Consider the following 19,375-nt stretch of genomic DNA (forward strand, 5'->3'; position numbering starts at 1 on the left):
TTATAAGGGGTCAAATCCAACGTATAGTGTGAAAAATTGTATAATGAAGATAGTTTTCAAATTTTCTGAATTTACTTAAAATTAAAGGGAGAGAGGGATTCCGATGGTAAATGAACTAACATCAGTGAATGGACATGTAACAGGGGAGTCGGTATACCAGGATAAACCGGTCATTCAGGCAGCCGAAACACTATTCGTCAATGAATTTACAGATGGTGTTTTAAATCCGAATGCACCTATGTTAGGACCTTTAAAAGATGGGGGTACAATCATTGCCAATACAGCTCCTGGTTGTTGGGGCCCAATGATTACACCGGCGATTCGCGGAGGGCACGAAGTAACGAAGCCCGTATATGTAGAAGGTGCGGAAGTCGGGGACGCAATCGTCATCCAAATTAAGTCGATTCAAGTTACATCGATTGCGACTTCTTCGGGAACAGACGAAGCGCAAAATGAGCGGTTTATCGGAGATCCTTTCGTTAAGGTGAAATGCCCGGGTTGCGGGAAACTCCATCCGCCGACAATTGTACAAGGAATCGGTCAGGAGTCTGTAAAATGTATGACTTGCGGAACGGATACAACCCCATTTAAAATTTCCAACGGCTATACAATGGCATTCAATTCAAAAGGGAATGTCGGATTGACGGTCGGAAAAGAAGCTGCGCGCCGGATTGCTCAAGACAGCAAAAACTATATGCGAACTCCGGAAAATTCAGTTCAAAATCCAATTACTTCATTTGCGCCGAGTGACCTGATCGGGGTACTTGCAAGAATGCGTCCGTTTGTTGGTCAGCTTGGGACAACACCGTCAAAAGCAATGCCGGATTCTCATAATGCTGGTGACTTCGGAACGTTTTTAATCGGGGCACCGCATGAATTTACAATGACTGAAGATGAGCTGAATATCCACCGTACAGATGGGCATATGGATATTAACCGCGTGCGTGAAGGGGCTGTTGTCATTTGTCCTGTAAAGGTTCCTGGTGGCGGTGTATATGTAGGGGATATGCATGCAATGCAGGGCGATGGAGAAATTGCAGGACATACGACTGATGTATCGGGTATTGTACAGCTGCAGGTAAGTGTACTGAAAAAGGTAAACTTGGACGGTCCTATCTTGCTGCCGAATGTTGATGATTTGCCCTATACCGCAAAACCTTTCACGAAGGAAGAAAAGCGTATAGCACGAGAGCTGGCAGAAGAGTTTGGGGTAAAGCAAGTCGAAGAGAGCTTCCCGTTGTCAATTGTAGGAACAGGGGTTAACTTAAATGCGGCTACAGAAAATGCACTGGAGCGTGCGGCAAAGTTATTTGAACTGACCGTGGAAGAAGTAAGAAACCGTGCAACAATTACAGGTGGTATTGAAATCGGCAGACATCCGGGTGTTGTGACGGCTACCGTTCAAATGCCAAAATCACTTTTGAAAAAAGCAAGACTGTTTAAAACGATTAAGCGTCAATATGACTGAATGCCACGGGACCATTATTAGAAGCACTACGATCATAATTAATTAGATAAGTTTTTGTTCTTTATTTTTCGGGAAATAGGAAATTACTAGAAAAGTAGAGGGGATGAAGCAATGCAGCCATTGATCAAGAAGATAGAAGCTCTTGTCATCTCGATTAGCGTTCAGTCCGGTATTGGTATTATTGAAGCAATTAGTGAAAAAGACGGCAATAAGAAAGTCATATTCCAAATTACATCAAAAACGCCTTTAATGACAAAGGACGGGCACCAGATTGGGGCATCTGCCATTCCGGTCAAGGCGAAAATCATTGCCTTTATTGATTCCAGAAATCCGTTGCCGATGATTTCTCCGCCTCATACAACACCATTACTCATTATTTTTGACCAGTATGATAAAGAAGGTGAAGTATGTGTCGGTGCATTTGACCGGGTGTTTTACTGTGATCAGTTGAAACTTAAACTCCATATTAGTGAAAAAACAGAAATAGTGGATTTGGCGGGAAAGCGTGTAGATCAGAAAGATATGGACGGAAAGATGCTTTTTGTTTTTTATGATCATGCAACTAAAAGCAAACCCGTGCAAGCCAAACCATCAAAAATTATCGTGACCTCTATTTTGCATAACGAATAGCCATGATGCATATCGATTTCAATTGTTAGTACGTATGTTTTAAGCAATCTATCATACGAAATGCTGCAAATGAAACGATATGCTTTTTTTGTGGAATCAAACTGAAGGAAAGTAAATAAATTAAATATGTTACATCCACATTTATTTTTTGGTATATTTTTGTATAGAAATAAGGTGGAAAATATGGAGGGATCTTTGTTGTTGCTTTCATTTGATGAGCAGCTCTTTCAACAGACGAACGGACAAACAGGGAAAAAGCTAGAGCAGGCTTTGGAAGATAAATTTCAATTTGTAAAACAGACTGCGATTTGGGGCGCACCTATACAGAGCAGTGATTTTTTGCTGGAACAGGAGCGTGCAGAGAAGTTTTGCTTTCAGTTAATTAAAACCTATTGGGGCAGATTAGACTTATTTAATAGTGATTCAGTGCAAGAGACGAATTCTTTGAATGAAAAAATGGAACAGTTTTTTGCCGAGTCCGAAAACAGAAAAGTGCTATTTTCATTTTTACATAACCATGGTGAAGTGGCATTTGATCAGCTAATTGAATATATTTTTTCAAAGCCGGTCCCTGTAACTCATATAGAAACAGAATTAAAGAAAATTTATGTATATGAAGTGAACAATCATTTTTTTGTTCAACCGATTTATTGTGCAGATGAAAAGTTTTGGCAAATAATCGGTGCGAAAAAGATTTATTCACTGTTTTTACAAGTACCTTTAATGAATATGACGAGACCAGTTGAATTAATGCGGCATTTTAAAGCATTGCTTGCCGGTCAGCTGACAGCAAATCGCATTGCAACAATTATTCATAAGCTCGTACAGAAGATAGATGATGAAAATCCGAAATCGGATGAAGTAAAGCAATTGCATCTGTTAAATGTCCGCACGCATTTTACGAGCGGGCGACGCCATATGCTGAAGCTCCGAAAATGTATTCAGGCATTACTGGAAAACTGGTCAACCGGAACGTTTGCATTAAATACGAAAGAGCAAACACTGCTTGGCTATATGTTGTTTCAAGAAGCGGTTTATAAAAGGGATTACCGGAGTATTTTACTGCAAGGAATGTATTTAATTGAGGAAGAACGGATAAACAATCATGCGATTGAACTTGTTGTTGAATATGCGGATGTGTTGAGCAGCATGAACCCGCAGCCTGATACACTTGTGAAAGATTACCGGAAAAACTACTTGGAGCATGTCTTTTATGAACTGATTAATAGTGTGGTAAAAGAAGAACAGTTTGAGCTTGGGATAGAGCTGCTGAAAAATTATGAGCTTGCATCATGTGCAGCCATATTCCAGCTCCTTCATGCAGAAGAAACGGAAACGATTCTGCATATGATTGAGGCAACTGTTCAACGTGATATTGCTCTATTTGTTGATGGTTCGCCACAAAACATTCGCGAATCGATCATTATCTGGCAGCAACATTATTTGAATAAAAACAGCGATTATTATCGTATAGCTGAAATGACATCACAGCATATTTGCAATTTGTTGAAAATACTGTTTTGGGCTGAAGAAGATGTGCTAGTGGAGAAACTGTTAGCGGTCTATAAAAAATATTTGCTCATCCCGCATCATTTCCAATATTTGCGCCAGTTTATTGAGCGCCGTGTTGTATTATGTTAATAATGAAAAGGTGAAGCAATGCCGATGCATGCTTCACCTTTTTGTTTTATTGTAATACGCCATCGTTTGTTAGCTGTTCGATTTGTTCTTTAGTATAGCCGTAAGCAGTTAAAATTTCCTCGGTATGTTCACCTATTTTTGCCCCTACATGTTTGTAAGTCGGTTCAACACCGCTTATTTTCAAGGCTGTTCCAATTTGGCGCTGTGAGGATCCATCCGGTTTCTGAACATCTACAAGCATATTCCGCGCTTTAATTTGCGGGTGTTCACAAGCTTCGTCAAATGTAAGAACCGGTTCCACACATCCATGGAAATCTTCATTGAAAATTTCAAGCCATTGATCGAATGTCTTCGAACAAAATGCATCGGTAACTGCTTCTTTAAATCGTTGCTGTGTATAGTAGGAGTCATTGAATGTGCTGTCGATCAGTTCCGGAATGCCAAGCGCTTCACATAGCAGTTTGCGGAACTGAGGCTCCAGGCTGCCGACAGAAAAGTAACGACCGTCTTTCGTACGATAGTAATCATAAAATGTTCCGCCATTTAAAATTTCCTCTTCCGGCTGTGGTGGACGACCGCTTCCAAGATATTGCGTGCCATATAAAGCATTCATTGAAAACATCGCATCGGTCATCGAGACATCGATAAATTTCCCTTCGCCAGTTTTTTCACGGTGTAGAGCAGCCGCTAAAATTCCGATAGCGGCATGCATTGTCCCGCCGGCAATATCCGCAATTTGAATTCCCATTGCAACAGGCTTTTTATCTTTCAAACGGGAATGATCCAACACCCCGCCAATCGATAAGTAGTTATTATCATGACCTGGCCGCGTTGCATATGGTCCGGTTTGTCCATAGCCGGTAATTGCGCAGTAAATTAGGCGCGGGTTATATTCACGCAATGTTTCATAGTCGATTCCGAGGCGCTTCATTACACCTGGACGGAATCCTTCAATGATAATGTCGTAATCTTGGATAAGCTTTTTAATAATTTCGATGCTCTCCGCAGACTTTAAATTGAGCTGCAGAGACTTTTTTGAACGGTTTAAATGCTGATGGAAGTAGGATTCCTTGTCCTCATCATAGGGAGGCATAATCCGCATTAAATCAACACGGCGTTCTGACTCCACATGAATCACATCTGCCCCGAGATCCGCAAACATCATTGACGCAAGCGGTCCAGGCAATAGAGAAGAAAAATCCAAAATCTTTAACCCATTTAAAATCGTCATACCCATCCCCCTTATGTGTTGAACAGTTGCTTTTGAAAGTAGAATGTAGAACTAATACAAACGAAAGCTCCGAAAGAGCAATATATGCTACCACCTTCAAAAAAATATAAATATAAGAAAAAGAGTCCCCTTATTATCTAATTCTCTATACTCTATTATATTTTAAATACTCTGAAAATTATAGTGCGAAAATAAGCAAAATGTGCAGAAATATAGAAAAAACAAACATTGAATTCTTGTTCTCTATTATTTTAAAAAAAATAGTCCAAGTCAGGAATAAAATATAACTTTAGTGAATATTAACTAAGTATAGAAACCCTATTAAAGATTAGATAGTTTTTAGCTAGGGTAAAATATGGATGGTTGGCTATTTATTTATAGAACGGTTTTGCTTTATGACAATATGTCGGAGCAGGGTCGTTCCTTTTTTTGTCCAAATTTAGAAATCCAGAATTAAAATGAAAAACTACATAAATTTCATACAGTTTTGCGCACTGTTAGCCGATATAAATAATAGAAGTTTTTACTAGATTGAACATGTTACGACATTTCAAAAAGGAGGGATTTTCTAACATGGACTCGAAAAAAGCACAAAAACTTTCAAAGGCAGCGGTCGCAACGGTTTTGGCGACAAGTGGTGTGCTGGTCGCAATACCTCACCAGGCAAATGCCTATTCATTCAGTGATTTAAATCCCAATGCGGATTATTATGAGCCGATTATCGATTTAGCCAACCGTAAAATTGCAACAGGCTATTCAAACGGTACATTTAAACCAAACGCAGCAATTACTCGTGAAGATGCCGCAAAAATGCTGGCACTGACGATTGATGTTAATATAACAAATCCAAAAAATCCCGGCTTTAAAGATGTGACGGTGAATAATCCAAACTATCGTTACATCGCTGCATTGGCAGAAGCGGGTGTCATTAATGGCTATTCAGATAAAACTTTTAAGCCAAAAGAGCCGATTACACGCGGACAAATGGCGAAAATATTAACGCTTGGCTTCAAGTTTGGCGTTTCCACAAAACTTAACCACGGTTTTAAGGATGTTTCGAATAAAAATGCCAATGCATATTTTATACAGACACTTTACGATTTGAATATAACAAAAGGAAAAACTCCTGTTTCATTTGATCCATTTAATACCGTAACACGCGGACAGATGGCGACTTTTATTTGGCGTGCAGAAAAAGCAGACCGTGGCAACCCTGTCTACGTAGTCGGGGATATTGTAGGAAATCAAATATACATAAACGGTGTCGCGTACACTGTGGCATCCCATTTACGCAGTATTATTAATGCGGGAAATCAAAATGTATTAAAAGGTGCCTATATCGAAGGAAGCTATTCAGGGAAGACCCTACAAAATATTTCGAAGCTGACAATCAATGCGAGCGGAAATTCTTCGCGTTTATTGGCGCTTGATGGGGGCTATTCTTCGTTTGCAGGAGAACTTGTCGTTCATGGAAGCTATGTTCGCTTTAAAAATATTAATTTTACAGGACGTGTAGAAGTTGCAGAAGCACCTCGACGTTCTCTTGGCGCATTGGAGAATGTACGCATTGCAAGTATAGGAAACTTCGCATCGTTTATCGACTGGGGAACACCTACAGATCCGAAAAATGAAGATTTCCTAAACCCTGTGGATAAGGAAACGCTACAGGATAAGCCGGATCCGACAAAACCTGAGCACCTGCAAAAGTATACTGAACGGATGGCGAACATTAAGAAGTATGTGGATTTTGAAAATGCGGATATTCGTCAATTGTATGTAACGGCTGACCGTACGTTTTTAAAAGCCAACTATGATATCGACCGCCTGACAGTTCAGGGAAATGTAGCAAATATAGAGCTGTATGCAAGCCCGAAAGCAATGTATATTGATACGGACTATAATGTTTCTATTTATGGGGTTCATGACATTCAATACGTGTATAAAAATACATTGAAAAATGTGCACCTGAATACAGACAGCACATATGATTTTTATTACATTACATCGAGCAATGGCTTTACGAATCTTGGAACACATGCTTATATCTCTAAGGCAATCATTCCGAAAAATAAAACCGTAAATGATGTGTTTGACGATTATAAAACGGATGACCCGAACATTGGATATGTAGAGGACGAAGACGGAAAAGCGGTTGACCGTGATCCGGTTGAAAATACGATTGTTACCGATGTTACGTCTCCAACTATTACACAGCTGGATGTGGAAGCGGGCGGATCGACAGCCGATGTGACATTAACAGCAGATGAAGATGGTACGTACTACTATGTCATTAAAAAGGCGAATGAAAAAGCGCCGACAATAAGCGAGATTAAAACAGGCGGTACAAAATATAACGGCAATGGTCCACTCGTAATGGACGAGCCTGTGAAATTTACTGTATCCGGTCTGGAGACAATGACGGACTATGTCATTTATGCAATCGTCATTGATGATGCGGATAATGTATCGGAGAAGGAAGAGCAGGAATTCTCGACAATCGATAACCGACCACCGACATTCCGCCTCGATAAAGGCGAAACGATGTATGGCGGTAAGCGTGTACAATTTGTTATTAAGGGAATTACCGAGCCGGGCGAATACTATTACTATATTCGCGAAAAATCACCCGTTACGATGCCGGATCCGACTGTCGATGAAATTATGAAACGCTATACGGGAAAAGGGACAATTACAAAACCTGATGATGTTGTCATTACTGAAACGAAATATGGTGCAACTCCTGCAATCGGTGATATTAAGCCAAATACAGAGTATGAAATATATGCGGTGATGGTCGATAAATCAGGAAATAAAATGCGCAACCCTGCTCCGAAGATTACGTTGAAGACAGAAGCACCGGATACGACTTATCCGTATGTTATTAATACTGAATTAACGCCTGTAAGTTCATCTAATTCAAATGAAGGTTACTTTTACATTTCAGTCAGTGAAGAGTTAGATAAAGCAAGCGCTGAAAATGTTAATAACTATGTATTATCAGGAACCGGCATTGTCAATATTACAGGTCAAAAAGAAATTAAACCTAGTGAAGTAATTTATTCTGATAAACGTATTCGTATTAAGATTCCTTCTGTTACAGCATTGGTAAATGGAGATACAATTCGTGCAACGGTATTACCAGGAGTAAAAGACTTGGCGGAAAATGAATTTGAAAGCGCGCTAACAGCTCCTGGAGGAAATCCACCACGTAACTATGCGGTATATAACCATACCGATGCATTAGCGCCAAAATTAAAGATTGATAAAGTTGAATCTTCACCAACAGACAACAAATTTTTAATTGACGTAACGACCAATAAAGCTGGTACTTATTACTATATGATATTGGAGAATGGATATTTTGATGATAAAGATACTATTACACCACGAGATTTTGTTGATGAATTTGATTCTGAAACAGTAACTGGAAAATTTCAAACGGATAGTTTAAATGATTATTTAGCTAAAGGTACCGGACCGGCAGAATTAGGGAAAATTACATTGCCGCCTATTTCTAGACCAAGTGGAATCAGTGAATTTAAAGATTACTCTATTTATATTTTGCTAAAGGATCGTTCAGGAAAGATATCCGTTTGGGATCAAAAAACATTGATTACTGATACAAAGCCACCATTGACTTCGAATTATATTATTCAGTCACCAATAACAGGAATAGATAGATATAAAAATGAAACAGCTTTAATAACATTTAATTCAGATGAGGATGGTACACTTCATGTGGCAGCAATCCCTAAGTATAGAAAAGATCCAAATAATACCAATACCTATATATGGAATACAGATTCTAAAGGTGCAGACTATTTTAATCATACGACCAAAGGTTTATTAGAAACCCGTTCGGAAATTAAGAATATCAATAATACTTCCTTTGATAATAAAACACGTTTACAATACTTTACAAGTTTTGCTAACCAGGCTGGTCTTTATAAAAAAGAAGGGTTTAAAGCTGGTAATCCAACAGTTGAAATTACAAACTTAGATCCACATATGGAATATTCATTTTTAATAGGTGTAGAAGATGTATATGGTAATTTTACGATAAGAGAGGTAGATAATGATACTCCACCAATATCGACAGATGAGCCGAATGGTAAACTAATTGTTAAGGATTTTTATACGGATGGTGTGAAGCCATATCTTACAAATTCAGTTATTTATCGTAAAGGAGATCCGTTAGAAACTAATACAGCGGAATTTACCATTACTTTTAATGAGTCAATTATGCGACAAAATGATGTAAGTAAGTTTAACAAGTCTAGTATTATACCAGGTTTTGATTTATCAAAAATAATGAAAATAACAGATAACAGCTCAGATAATATCACTGATCAGTTTTCAGTGAAGAGCTATACCCCTGGAACGTCGACAGGTAGTCAGTCGACTTTAGTAATAACAACATCAACTGCTGTATCTTCTACAGCTAGTGACACGATAAGAGTTACAATGCTTGAAAATAACGAAGACGCATATGATTATGTAGACAAAAATGCATTTAATCTAGATGTCATCGGTAAGTACTACTGGCCAGGTAAGATTAAAAATGAATATTGGGGCGCAGAACTTGTTAATCCGTCGATATTAAATGGTAGGAAATATTCTAAAAAACTAGAAGTCGGTGTAGGATTTGGTGTTGTTATAGGTAGAGATAATGACCTTGATTTAACTATAAACCAAACGCTATATTACGCAACTCTCGTAAATAAAACAAAGGTAACTTCTGAAGAGATTTTTGCAGCTTATAGAGGATATACAGTGTCGGGGATACAAACAGTGCAAACAAAAACCCTAACAGCAAAAGATATTGCTGGAGTGATTGAGTTAACGCTTCCCGAAAACGAAAACGATACAGCAGTATTTAGAGAAGATGATCATATAGCGGCATTTACTATAGATGATTTCGGGAATATAGTTTGGTTGTATGAAAATTCTAATAACTATATAAAAATTAAGTAAAATTTCCTGTGCTGGATATATGCAAAATTAAACTTTAAATGGGAATGTAGTACAACAAGTGCTTGAAAAGTAAAAACCAACTCCACAAAGCGAAAGCCATGTGGGGTTGGTTTTTTATTTTGTAATTATTCATATTTCCAGAACCCCTCAACTTATAAAATTTTTCCTTCTTTATTATAAAATAATGCCTCTTTTTAACCTTCTTCGCATCGTTTTCATAAAATATATAGCAATTAAATTATGAAAAGGATACAGGAGTGAATTGTATTTGAGTAATCACAGTTAGATGATTGTTGTTATTTAAGATTTGAAAATAACAGCAATAACTACCTTTATTTATTTCCAATTGTGAAAGCTAATTCCGAAAAGACCTGCTTATTAAACAGCCGTGTAGTACAAAGCCTTTCTTGGTTTAAATCTATAGTTACCTCTTTACTAAAAGGCAATTTATTACGCTCGGGTTAAATGCCGTTAATGTAAAGTTTTGAAACAGTGGGCGATTTACCTCTTTATTAAAAAAAGGAATTCATATTATTTCAGTAAGCTAAAAATAGGAGGAGTATAACATCATGAACAGAGACTTAATGCTTTCGCTTGTCGGGAAAGTTGTAAAAATCGACAGAGGTGGTCCAGAGTCACGCGTTGGAATGTTGCTGGCAGTAGAAGGGGATTATTTTGTGCTATTCACGAAAGATGATGGTGTTGTTTACTACAAAATGCAACACGTAAAGAGTATTACACTTCATGCTAAGGGCGGTCTAGACAAAGGATTCGAAGGAAATGAAAATGTAGGTTACTACCAAGGCGAAGATTTCAAGTCCGTCATTACGAATTTTAGACATAGCTGGGTAAAGGTAAACCGCGGTGGCCCGGAATCACTTGAGGGGATTTTAAATGAGGTTGAAGATGATTACGTAACGATTTTCTCTAAGGAAGAAGTTATCCAGCTTTCAATGTTCCATATTCGCAATATCAGCTTCGGTGTAAAAGAAGAGAGCCAAGAAGAAGGTCAGGAAGCTCAAAGTCAAGAAGCAAAAAGTAGTTCGAATTCAAAGTCTTCAGGAAACAGAAGAAAGTAATAGCTTATTTAGCCACTTAAAAAGTCATTAAACTAATATTCGTGCCAAAATCCTAAAAGAAGGAGGTGAAATGGTGCTCATTTTATTTATAATCCTCTACTTCTCAATAGTGGGAGGTTTATTTTATAAATTATATATTTCAGCTCCAATTGAACAAAGACTAGTCAACGGGCCAGGAATCGAACCAGTAATGGAACTAGAGAAAGAAGTAGCACATGAACCAGTAAGATCGAAATTTATTAGTAATGAGGCGGCGGATATTAATGTGGGATAGCTCGCTCATCATGATGCTTATTATCTTTACATTCACGATTGTCTTTATGTTATGGAGACCTAAGAATGTGAACGAAACGGTTCCAACAACTATCGGGGCGGCAATTGTGTTAATCCTGGGTATTGTATCGTGGACTGACATTCTTGATATTCTGGGCATCGTCAGTGGACCTTCACTTACAATCCTTTCGACCATTATGATGACGATTGTTTTGGAAAGTATCGGCTTTTTTAAGTGGATTGCGTTCAACATTGTCAACAGGTCTAAAGGATCTGGCATTAGGCTCTACGTTTATACAAATTTGCTCTGCTTTTTGATGACAGTGCTGTTTAATAATGATGGCAGTATTTTGATTACTACACCAATCATCATTCGTATAGTCCAACTACTCAAATTTAAACCGCATCAAATGTATCCATACTTAATTTCAGGCGCCCTTATTGCTACAGCTGCCAGTGCCCCCATTGCAGTTAGTAATATTTCGAACTTAATTGCACTGAAAATTATCGGACTCACTTTAAATGATTATGTACTTATGATGTTTATCCCATCGATGATTGGTATTTTTGTTATCGCCTGGCTGCTTTTTTTATATTTCAAAAAGGATATACCGAAAGTTTCTATAATGTTTCCCTTAAAACGTGCACACCTCCATTCTACTCAATTATATACTCATCCTCTTGATCCGGCAGGCAATCCGGAAGATATCGACTGGAAGATGTTCAAAATATGTATCCTCATTATTATAACAACTCGAACTGCGTTTTTTGCCCTCACTCCTTTTGGTATCTCGCTGGAATTTATCGGCTTATTCGGTGCTGCCATCCTCATTATTTATCGGTGGATCCATATACGCATTGGAATTAAAGATGTGATAAGAAATACACCATGGCAAATATTTTTATTTGCCTTTAATATGTATGTCCTTGTTTATGGTCTCAAAAATGTCGGTTTAAACGACTTCATTGTATCTTCGATAAGCGATGTCATAGCTCAGGATGCATTACAGGCAACGATTATTATGGGAATGCTGACTACTGTGCTTTCAAATTTAGTAAATAATTTACCGGCCGTCATGCTTAGTACAATGGCAATTGTTGATATGGGACTGGAACCTCTTATTGTACAGATTGCATATCTCGCCAGTGTAATCGGGAGTGATATAGGAGCGCTGTTAACACCGATTGGTACACTTGCCACATTAATTTGGATGTTTGAACTTAAAAAGTTTGGTGTGAAAATGACATGGCGGAAATATTTGAAAGTTACATTCCTCGTTATTCCAATTGGATTGTTTGTCAGTTTATTTAGTTTGTATTTATGGATTATGCTGGTTGTTCAGTAGATAGGAGGAAGTAATTTGTATGACATATGGCTAGGAGATCAAAAAGTATATGTCACAGTCAGTTTAATAGGAGATCAGCTTTTTAAAGGGATTATTTTCGATAGCGGCAGCGACATTATTGTATTATTTAACGGAGAAAATTTTATTTATATCCCCGTGAGCCATATTGAGTATATTGTAGCGGATACACCAGATACTGAATTTGCAGAGCCTTCCGATTCTCCGATTATTCCTTTGATAGATAATAAAAAGAATTTAACATTTGAGAGTATCCTGAAAGAGGCAAAGGGAATTAACCAGGAAATATGTATTATCGGTAAAAAGTACTTATATGGCACGATTCTTGAGGTTATGGAGGATTATCTTGTGTTCGATTCACCTATTTATAAAGAAATCTATATTCCCATAAAACATATAAAATGGCTTATTCCTTATACGTCTAACGAGCGACCGTATGGTTTAACTGAGACAGAGTTTAGCTGGAAACAAGCAAAAAAGGAGTTTGAAGCGAATTTCCAACAACAGCTGGCGGTACTATTGAATAAGCTGATCGTGTTAAATATGGGGGAGAAAACACATCATATCGGGAAAGTAAAAAGTATTAACGGCAAGATGCTCGAGCTGATAACAGCAAAAGAGAAACGGACGTATGTAAATATTGAACATATCCAAACAATACATTGCGTATAGGCAACGCTGTAAAAGCAGTGTTATGTAATGCCTATAGTTTTTACATGTAAGCAAACTTATATAGAAATTTGTCGAAGTAAAATTAAAATAACAATCTGTAAGACACAATTCAATTTGAATTAGTGTCTTTTTTATTGTGTTGCTGGATTTTCACTAAAAACATTATACAAACCTAGTAAAATTCAACGGAAATTATAAATGAATAGAAATTTAAAAATTGAACAATAAAACTGAAAAAGTAACTTAAATATTAGGATTGAAAGCAAAGCATAAAGGGTAAACGTTTTAGAGGAAAAGTAAAAAATTGAAAATAAAAGGTTATACAAATATTTATTTTGTACAACGTTGAACGATGAGAAGAAATCTACATATGAAAAAGAGCGAATATCATCATTTAAATAATTTATAGGGGAGCGCAAATATGAAAAAAAAGGTCATTGTTATTGGTGCTGGTGTAGCTGGCATGGCAAGTGCAATTCGTCTACAGCAAGCGGGTTATGAAGTGGAATTGTTTGAAAAGGAAGGAATGCCGGGCGGGAAAATGCATCGTATTGAAAAGGATGGTTTTAAATTTGATTTAGGACCGACCATTGTGATGATGCCTGAACTATACAGGGAGGTTTTCGAATTATGCGGCCGGGACCCTGATGACTACATACCAATGGAAAAACTCAATCCAATGTTTCAAGTGTATTTTAAAGACGAGATGGATCGCCCTTATAAAGGTTCGTCTGACTTAACCGAAATGATGAAAACACTGGAAAGTATAAACCCTGATGATGCACAAGGTTTTCTGGATTACTTACAGGAAATATATAAACGCTTTATCATCGCAAAGAATTATTTTATCCAACGGCCTTTCCGCAAATTTAAAGACTTTTACAATCCATTTATGATTAAGCAAACTTTAAAATTAAAAATCTTCGATAGTGCCGATCATTTTATTGGTAAATATATAAAAGATGAACGAATTAAAAATATGCTTAGTTTTCAAACATTGTACATAGGTATCTCCCCATACAACGGACCATCACTGTATTCCATTATTCCTATGATTGAATTTCTGTACGGGGTTTGGTTTATCAAAGGCGGGATGCACACAATGGCGACATCGATGGAAAAACTGTTTTATGAACTCGGTGGTAAAATCCACTACAATGCCAATGTCGAGAAAATTTCCATCGAGTCCGGTCGTGCCGATGGAATTTATGTAAATGGCAGAAAAGAAGAGGCAGATTACGTTATGTGTAATGCCGACTTCCCATATGCAATGAAGGAGCTTGTTCAAGATAAAAAGGCGAAGGGGAAATACACCGATGAAAAAATTGATGCGATGAAGTATTCCTGCTCATGCTTCCTTCTTTATTTAGGAACGAACCGCAAATACGACCAAATAGAAGGCGTGCATAACTTTGTCTTCAAAAGTGAGATGAAGAAAAATATAAACGATATTTTTTCAGGGGAAAAACTTCAGGACGGCGCATTTTACATTCATATTCCGTCTAAAGCCGACCCATCGATGGCACCGGAAGGAAAGGAAGCCATTTATGTATTGCTGCCGGTATCCGAACTTTCAACGGCGAAATATGAGTGGAATGATGAAACCATTCAATACTACCGGGATTACTTAATTCGTGAAATGAAAAAAATAAAAGGATTAGAAAATCTGGAAGAAGAAATTGTCTCGGAATCGTACACAACACCATTGGATTTCAAACATCAGTTCAATGCCTACAACGGCGCAACATTCGGTTTGCAGCCAACGTTGAGACAGAGTAATCATATGCGCCCGCAAAGTAAAGCAACCCATTGCGAAAACCTATACTTTACGGGAAGCAGTACGCATCCCGGTGCAGGTGTGCCGATCGTTCTTCTCTCCGCTAAAATAGCTGCTCAGGAACTCATATCAGATGATCAAGGGATTCAGTTTGACTATTAAACTATTTTACAAAAGGGGAGATTGATATGATACAGCAACAATTGAACGAGGATTTACTATACTGCGAAAATATTATTAAAAAGCATTCCAAAAGCTTTTATTTTGCATTTTCAGGACTTCCTGCGGAAAAGAGGTATGCGGTCTATGCCATTTATGCTTTTTGCAGATTAGCTGATGATAGTGTGGACGAAAATCCAATTGCTGCAGTTAAGAGCGCGGCTATCAATCAATTACGCCATGAGCTCGATCTTTTCAGCCGCCATGAAGAACGAGATCATCCATTATGGAGAGCGTTGCGACATGTATTTAATACATTTGAAATGGATATTCAGCCTTTTTATGATCAGTTGACGGGACAAGAGATGGATATTGATTTTTCTTCACCAAAAACACTCCAACAATTAGAAGAGTACAGCTATTATGTGGCCGGCTCTGTCGGGTTGATGCTTCTACCGATTATTGCAACGGAAAATCACCAATATCTTAAAAAGACTGCGGTTGATCTCGGTATTGCAATGCAGATTACGAATATATTACGGGATATAGGTGAAGATTTTCATGAAAAGAACCGTATTTACCTTCCCGAGATGGAACGGTTACGCTTCGGATATGGCGAAGAAAAGCTGAATCAACAATTAATTGATCAATCGTTTATCAATCTTTGGGAACATTTGGCGGTACGGGCCGAAACTTTATATGATGCATTTTCAAATCACCTTATGATTTATGATGACGACAGTAAAGCACCGCTTATGACGGCAGCAACTGTTTACCGGGAGATTTTAAATGTGGTTCGGGAAAATCATTATGACTGCTTAACGAAAAGAAATTTTGTGGCTAAGGAACGGCTAGAACAGATGAGAGTTTAAATAAAAAGCAATTAGGGGGGGAGACAATATGTCAGGTAAGAAAAAAGTGGTTGTAATAGGCGGAGGGCTTGGCGGTTTATCTGCAGCCATTTCGCTCCAGCAAAAAGGGTACGATGTTGATATATATGAACAGAACAAACATCTCGGCGGAAAGCTGAACCGTTTAGAACAGGATGGTTTCGGTTTTGATTTAGGACCATCCATACTAACGATGCCTCACATATTCGAAACGTTATTTCAGCAAAGCGGAAAAAAAATGAGTGATTATGTGAAGATTCAGCGATTGAGCCATCAGTGGCGTTCATTTTTCCCGGATGGTAATACACTTGATTTACATGAAGATCTGTACGATATGGAAAATTTGAATCCGTCGCTGACGAAAAAAGATATTAAACAATACAAGAAATTACTTGAATATTCTAAGGATCTATATGAGATCACGGAGGAAGGTTATTTTAATCAAGGATTAGATAATCTGAAGGAAGTGCTTCAATTTCACGGTGCGTTTCAATCATTAAGGAGATTTGATTTATCGTCGACAATGTTTGAGGCGATCGATAAAAGAATTAAGAACCCGCAATTCCGGGATATGTTAAGTTATATTGTAAAATATGTCGGATCTTCGGCCTATCATGCGCCGGCTGTCCTTAATATGATGATTTATATGCAGCACGCCCAGGGGGTCTGGTATGTGCCTGGCGGAATGCACAATTTGGCAAATGCTTTAGTGAAGCTAGCTGAAGAAATCGGTGTGACATTCCATCTCGGGAAAAAGATCGTAAAGTTGGATAAAAACAAACGAATGATTATGGCAGCTTACACAGATGATGGTACGAAACTGACTGCTGATTATTTTGTTTCCAATATGGAAGTCATCCCGACATATAAACAGTTAACCGAGGAAAAAGAAAGTTATACCGATAAATTAGATGAAAAATTCGAACCTGCAAGCTCAGGTCTTGTTTTACATTTAGGGGTTAAAAACAGTTACCCTCAACTGGCCCACCATAATTTCTTTTTCTCTAAAAATACGAAAAAGCAAATGAATCTGATTTTTGATAAGCACCAACTTCCTGATGATCCGGTCATTTATTTAGTGAATGTGAATAAAACAGATCCAAAACAAGCATTGCCTGGTCACGAAAATCTTAAAATTCTTCCGCATATTCCACATCTTCAAGAAAAGCCTTTAACTAGGCAGCAGTACACCGAGTTTGCGGAGAAGGTATTAATCAAGCTGGAAAACATGGGATTAGACAATCTTAGAGAAAGTATTGTCACAAAAGATATGTGGACACCTCATGATATTGAACGAACGTATTCTTCAGACCGAGGAGCGATTTACGGGACTGTATCCGATAAGAAAATGAATAAAGGATTTAAGCACCCGAAGCAAAGTGAACGCTATGACAATTTATATTTCGTCGGAGGAACTGTAAATCCTGGTGGCGGTATGCCAATGGTTACACTTAGCGGACAGCAGGTGGCGAAGAAACTGATCGAAAAAGATAGGAAGAAGTAAGTAGTACGAGCTAGAAGGCAAATACAAAAGGAAGGAACATGATGAATGGAAACTTTGTATTTGGTTGTGCAAATACTATCCTTACTCGGCTTATTATGTGGTGTGCTGATGTTTTGGTCTACAAGAAAACCGCCGGCAATAGAGGGTAATCAACCATTGCCTTCATTATCGATTATCATACCAGCAAGAAATGAAGCGCTTCGCTTGCCGCCATTACTTAAGTCGCTTCAAATGCAAAATTGGAAGCATTTCGAAAAAATTGTAGTTGATGATGGTTCCACGGATCATACGGCTGAAGTTGCATTATCATACGGAGCAAAGGTTTTAAAAAGTAAACAAATAGGCGGGATGAGTCCGGGTAAATCCAATGCTTGTGCATATGGGGCGCAATCTGCAAATGGAGAATTGCTGCTGTTTTTGGATGCAGATGTACAGCTTGCCGCTGAGGACAGTCTTGAGCGGATTGTAGACAGCTTTAGCAAACAAGACAGTAAAGGAATATTATCCATTCAACCATATCATCGTATTGTAAAACAATATGAAAATTTATCGGTAATCTTTAATATTATTGTGCTGACAGGAATGAATGTATTTACTTTTTGGAAAGACAAGTTTGCAACGGCAGGATCTTTTGGACCATGTATTCTTTGTGATAAGGAGAGCTATATTACAACTGGAGGACATGAAGCTGCGAAAGAATCAATTATGGATGACTTTGCGCTAAGTGATGTATTTTTGGCGAAAGATTTACCGGTAACCAATTATGCCGGGAAAGGGATTATTAATATGCGGATGTATGAGGAGGGGCCGAAGCAGTTGATGGAAGGCTGGACGAAAAATCTGGCAACAGCATCGCAATCCACTCATAAATTTGTCATGCTGCTCATTCAGCTTTGGATTTTTGGCGTGATTCTGGCTGTATTGGCGCCATTACTCGCCATTTTAACGGATTCATCTGTAGCGCTCTTCAGCAGTATTGTTGTCTATTTATTATATGGTGGGCATTTGTATTTTCTTGCGAGAAGAGCAGGGAATTTCCACCTAATGGTTTTCTTGATCTATCCGATTTTTGTTTTATTTTTTACAGCAGTATTTTTGTACTCATTATACCGTACGCATGTATTGCATTCGGTAATGTGGAGAGGCAGAAAAATCAAAGTGTAATAGGAGAGAGGTATGACAGTTATTAATGCAGTTTGGCTTCTCGTTGTTAACATAGCAGCATGGCTCGTTCTTCATTTTTCGATATCGGTTCTTTGCTTCAAAATTCCTTTACGCATTTTTCTAAAGGATATTGTATTTTTCCGTATTGCAAAGTGGGAGCAGCACGGGGAGATTTGGAATCGACTTTTCTTAGTGAAGAAATGGAAAAAGCACTTAATCGATGGGTCATCGATTGCAAAGAAAAGTTACAATAAAAGCCACATACATGGTACGAAGCGGGAAGATCTACTCGTCTTTGCCGCAGAAACCAAAAGAGCGGAGATGACACATTGGCTGCTTATCTTGCCTGCGCCTCTATTTTTCCTGTGGAATCCTGTTTGGGCAGGCTGGATTAATATTTTCTACGCACTTTTCGCAAATCTGCCATTTATATTAACGCAACGTTATAACAGAGGACGAATTGAAAATATTTTAGGTTTATCTAATCGTGGTAATTAGCGCAGTAAATCCATACAGGATCCGAACGCAATATAAGACGTAAAGAAGCCT

General features: G+C 38.1%; 13 protein-coding genes. 12 read left to right on the forward strand and 1 reads right to left on the reverse strand.

All coding sequences use genetic code 11. The features are described from left to right. Positions 1–103 precede the first annotated feature (103 nt). The 3 genes from MKY27_RS00820 to MKY27_RS00830 all read left to right on the forward strand — a co-directional run bounded on the left by MKY27_RS00820 (position 104) and on the right by MKY27_RS00830 (position 3,739). Positions 104–1,468: an acetamidase/formamidase family protein gene (locus tag MKY27_RS00820; RefSeq protein WP_339196896.1), complete on the forward strand. Its 1,365-nt coding sequence runs from the start codon at positions 104–106 to the stop codon at positions 1,466–1,468. 111 nt (positions 1,469–1,579) lie between these two features. Further along, entirely contained in the window at positions 1,580–2,098 is a 519-nt protein-coding gene (locus MKY27_RS00825) for a hypothetical protein (protein WP_339196898.1), read from the forward strand. Positions 2,099–2,296: 198 nt separating this feature from the next. Then, positions 2,297–3,739: a Fe-S-cluster redox enzyme gene (locus MKY27_RS00830; protein WP_339196901.1), complete on the forward strand. Its 1,443-nt coding sequence runs from the start codon at positions 2,297–2,299 to the stop codon at positions 3,737–3,739. A gap of 46 nt (positions 3,740–3,785) precedes the next feature. On the opposite strand, the gene MKY27_RS00835 is transcribed toward MKY27_RS00830, so the two are convergent. After that, on the reverse strand, positions 3,786–4,970 hold the full coding sequence (locus MKY27_RS00835; protein WP_339196902.1) for a CaiB/BaiF CoA-transferase family protein: 1,185 nt from the start codon (positions 4,968–4,970) through the stop codon (positions 3,786–3,788). A gap of 573 nt (positions 4,971–5,543) precedes the next feature. Between MKY27_RS00835 and MKY27_RS00840 the strand changes: the two genes are divergently transcribed. The 9 genes from MKY27_RS00840 to MKY27_RS00880 all read left to right on the forward strand — a co-directional run bounded on the left by MKY27_RS00840 (position 5,544) and on the right by MKY27_RS00880 (position 19,324). Further along, positions 5,544–9,944 (forward strand): S-layer homology domain-containing protein, encoded by a 4,401-nt coding sequence (locus MKY27_RS00840; RefSeq protein ID WP_339196904.1) that lies wholly within the window; start codon positions 5,544–5,546, stop codon positions 9,942–9,944. A gap of 569 nt (positions 9,945–10,513) precedes the next feature. Next, complete coding sequence (locus MKY27_RS00845) at positions 10,514–11,023, forward strand: hypothetical protein (RefSeq protein ID WP_339196907.1); 510 nt, start codon at positions 10,514–10,516, stop codon at positions 11,021–11,023. A 263-nt stretch (positions 11,024–11,286) separates the two neighbouring features. Continuing rightward, positions 11,287–12,642, forward strand: coding sequence for an arsenic transporter (locus MKY27_RS00850; protein ID WP_339196908.1), 1,356 nt, complete (start codon positions 11,287–11,289; stop codon positions 12,640–12,642). A gap of 15 nt (positions 12,643–12,657) precedes the next feature. Further along, positions 12,658–13,332 carry a hypothetical protein gene (locus MKY27_RS00855; RefSeq protein WP_339196910.1) on the forward strand — a complete coding sequence of 225 codons (675 nt, stop codon included), beginning with the start codon at positions 12,658–12,660 and terminating at the stop codon, positions 13,330–13,332. A 421-nt stretch (positions 13,333–13,753) separates the two neighbouring features. Next, positions 13,754–15,271: a phytoene desaturase family protein gene (crtI, locus tag MKY27_RS00860; protein ID WP_339196912.1), complete on the forward strand. Its 1,518-nt coding sequence runs from the start codon at positions 13,754–13,756 to the stop codon at positions 15,269–15,271. A gap of 26 nt (positions 15,272–15,297) precedes the next feature. Beyond that, on the forward strand, positions 15,298–16,140 hold the full coding sequence (locus MKY27_RS00865) for a phytoene/squalene synthase family protein (RefSeq protein WP_339196913.1): 843 nt from the start codon (positions 15,298–15,300) through the stop codon (positions 16,138–16,140). Positions 16,141–16,168: 28 nt separating this feature from the next. After that, on the forward strand, positions 16,169–17,662 hold the full coding sequence (gene crtI / locus MKY27_RS00870; protein WP_339196915.1) for a phytoene desaturase family protein: 1,494 nt from the start codon (positions 16,169–16,171) through the stop codon (positions 17,660–17,662). Positions 17,663–17,707: 45 nt separating this feature from the next. Continuing rightward, positions 17,708–18,826, forward strand: coding sequence for a glycosyltransferase family 2 protein (locus MKY27_RS00875; RefSeq protein WP_339196917.1), 1,119 nt, complete (start codon positions 17,708–17,710; stop codon positions 18,824–18,826). Positions 18,827–18,838: 12 nt separating this feature from the next. After that, complete coding sequence (locus tag MKY27_RS00880) at positions 18,839–19,324, forward strand: glycosyl-4,4'-diaponeurosporenoate acyltransferase (RefSeq protein WP_339196919.1); 486 nt, start codon at positions 18,839–18,841, stop codon at positions 19,322–19,324. Positions 19,325–19,375 lie beyond the last annotated feature (51 nt).

This window comes from Solibacillus sp. FSL R5-0449 (genome assembly GCF_037975215.1).
Lineage (GTDB): Bacteria > Bacillota > Bacilli > Bacillales_A > Planococcaceae > Solibacillus.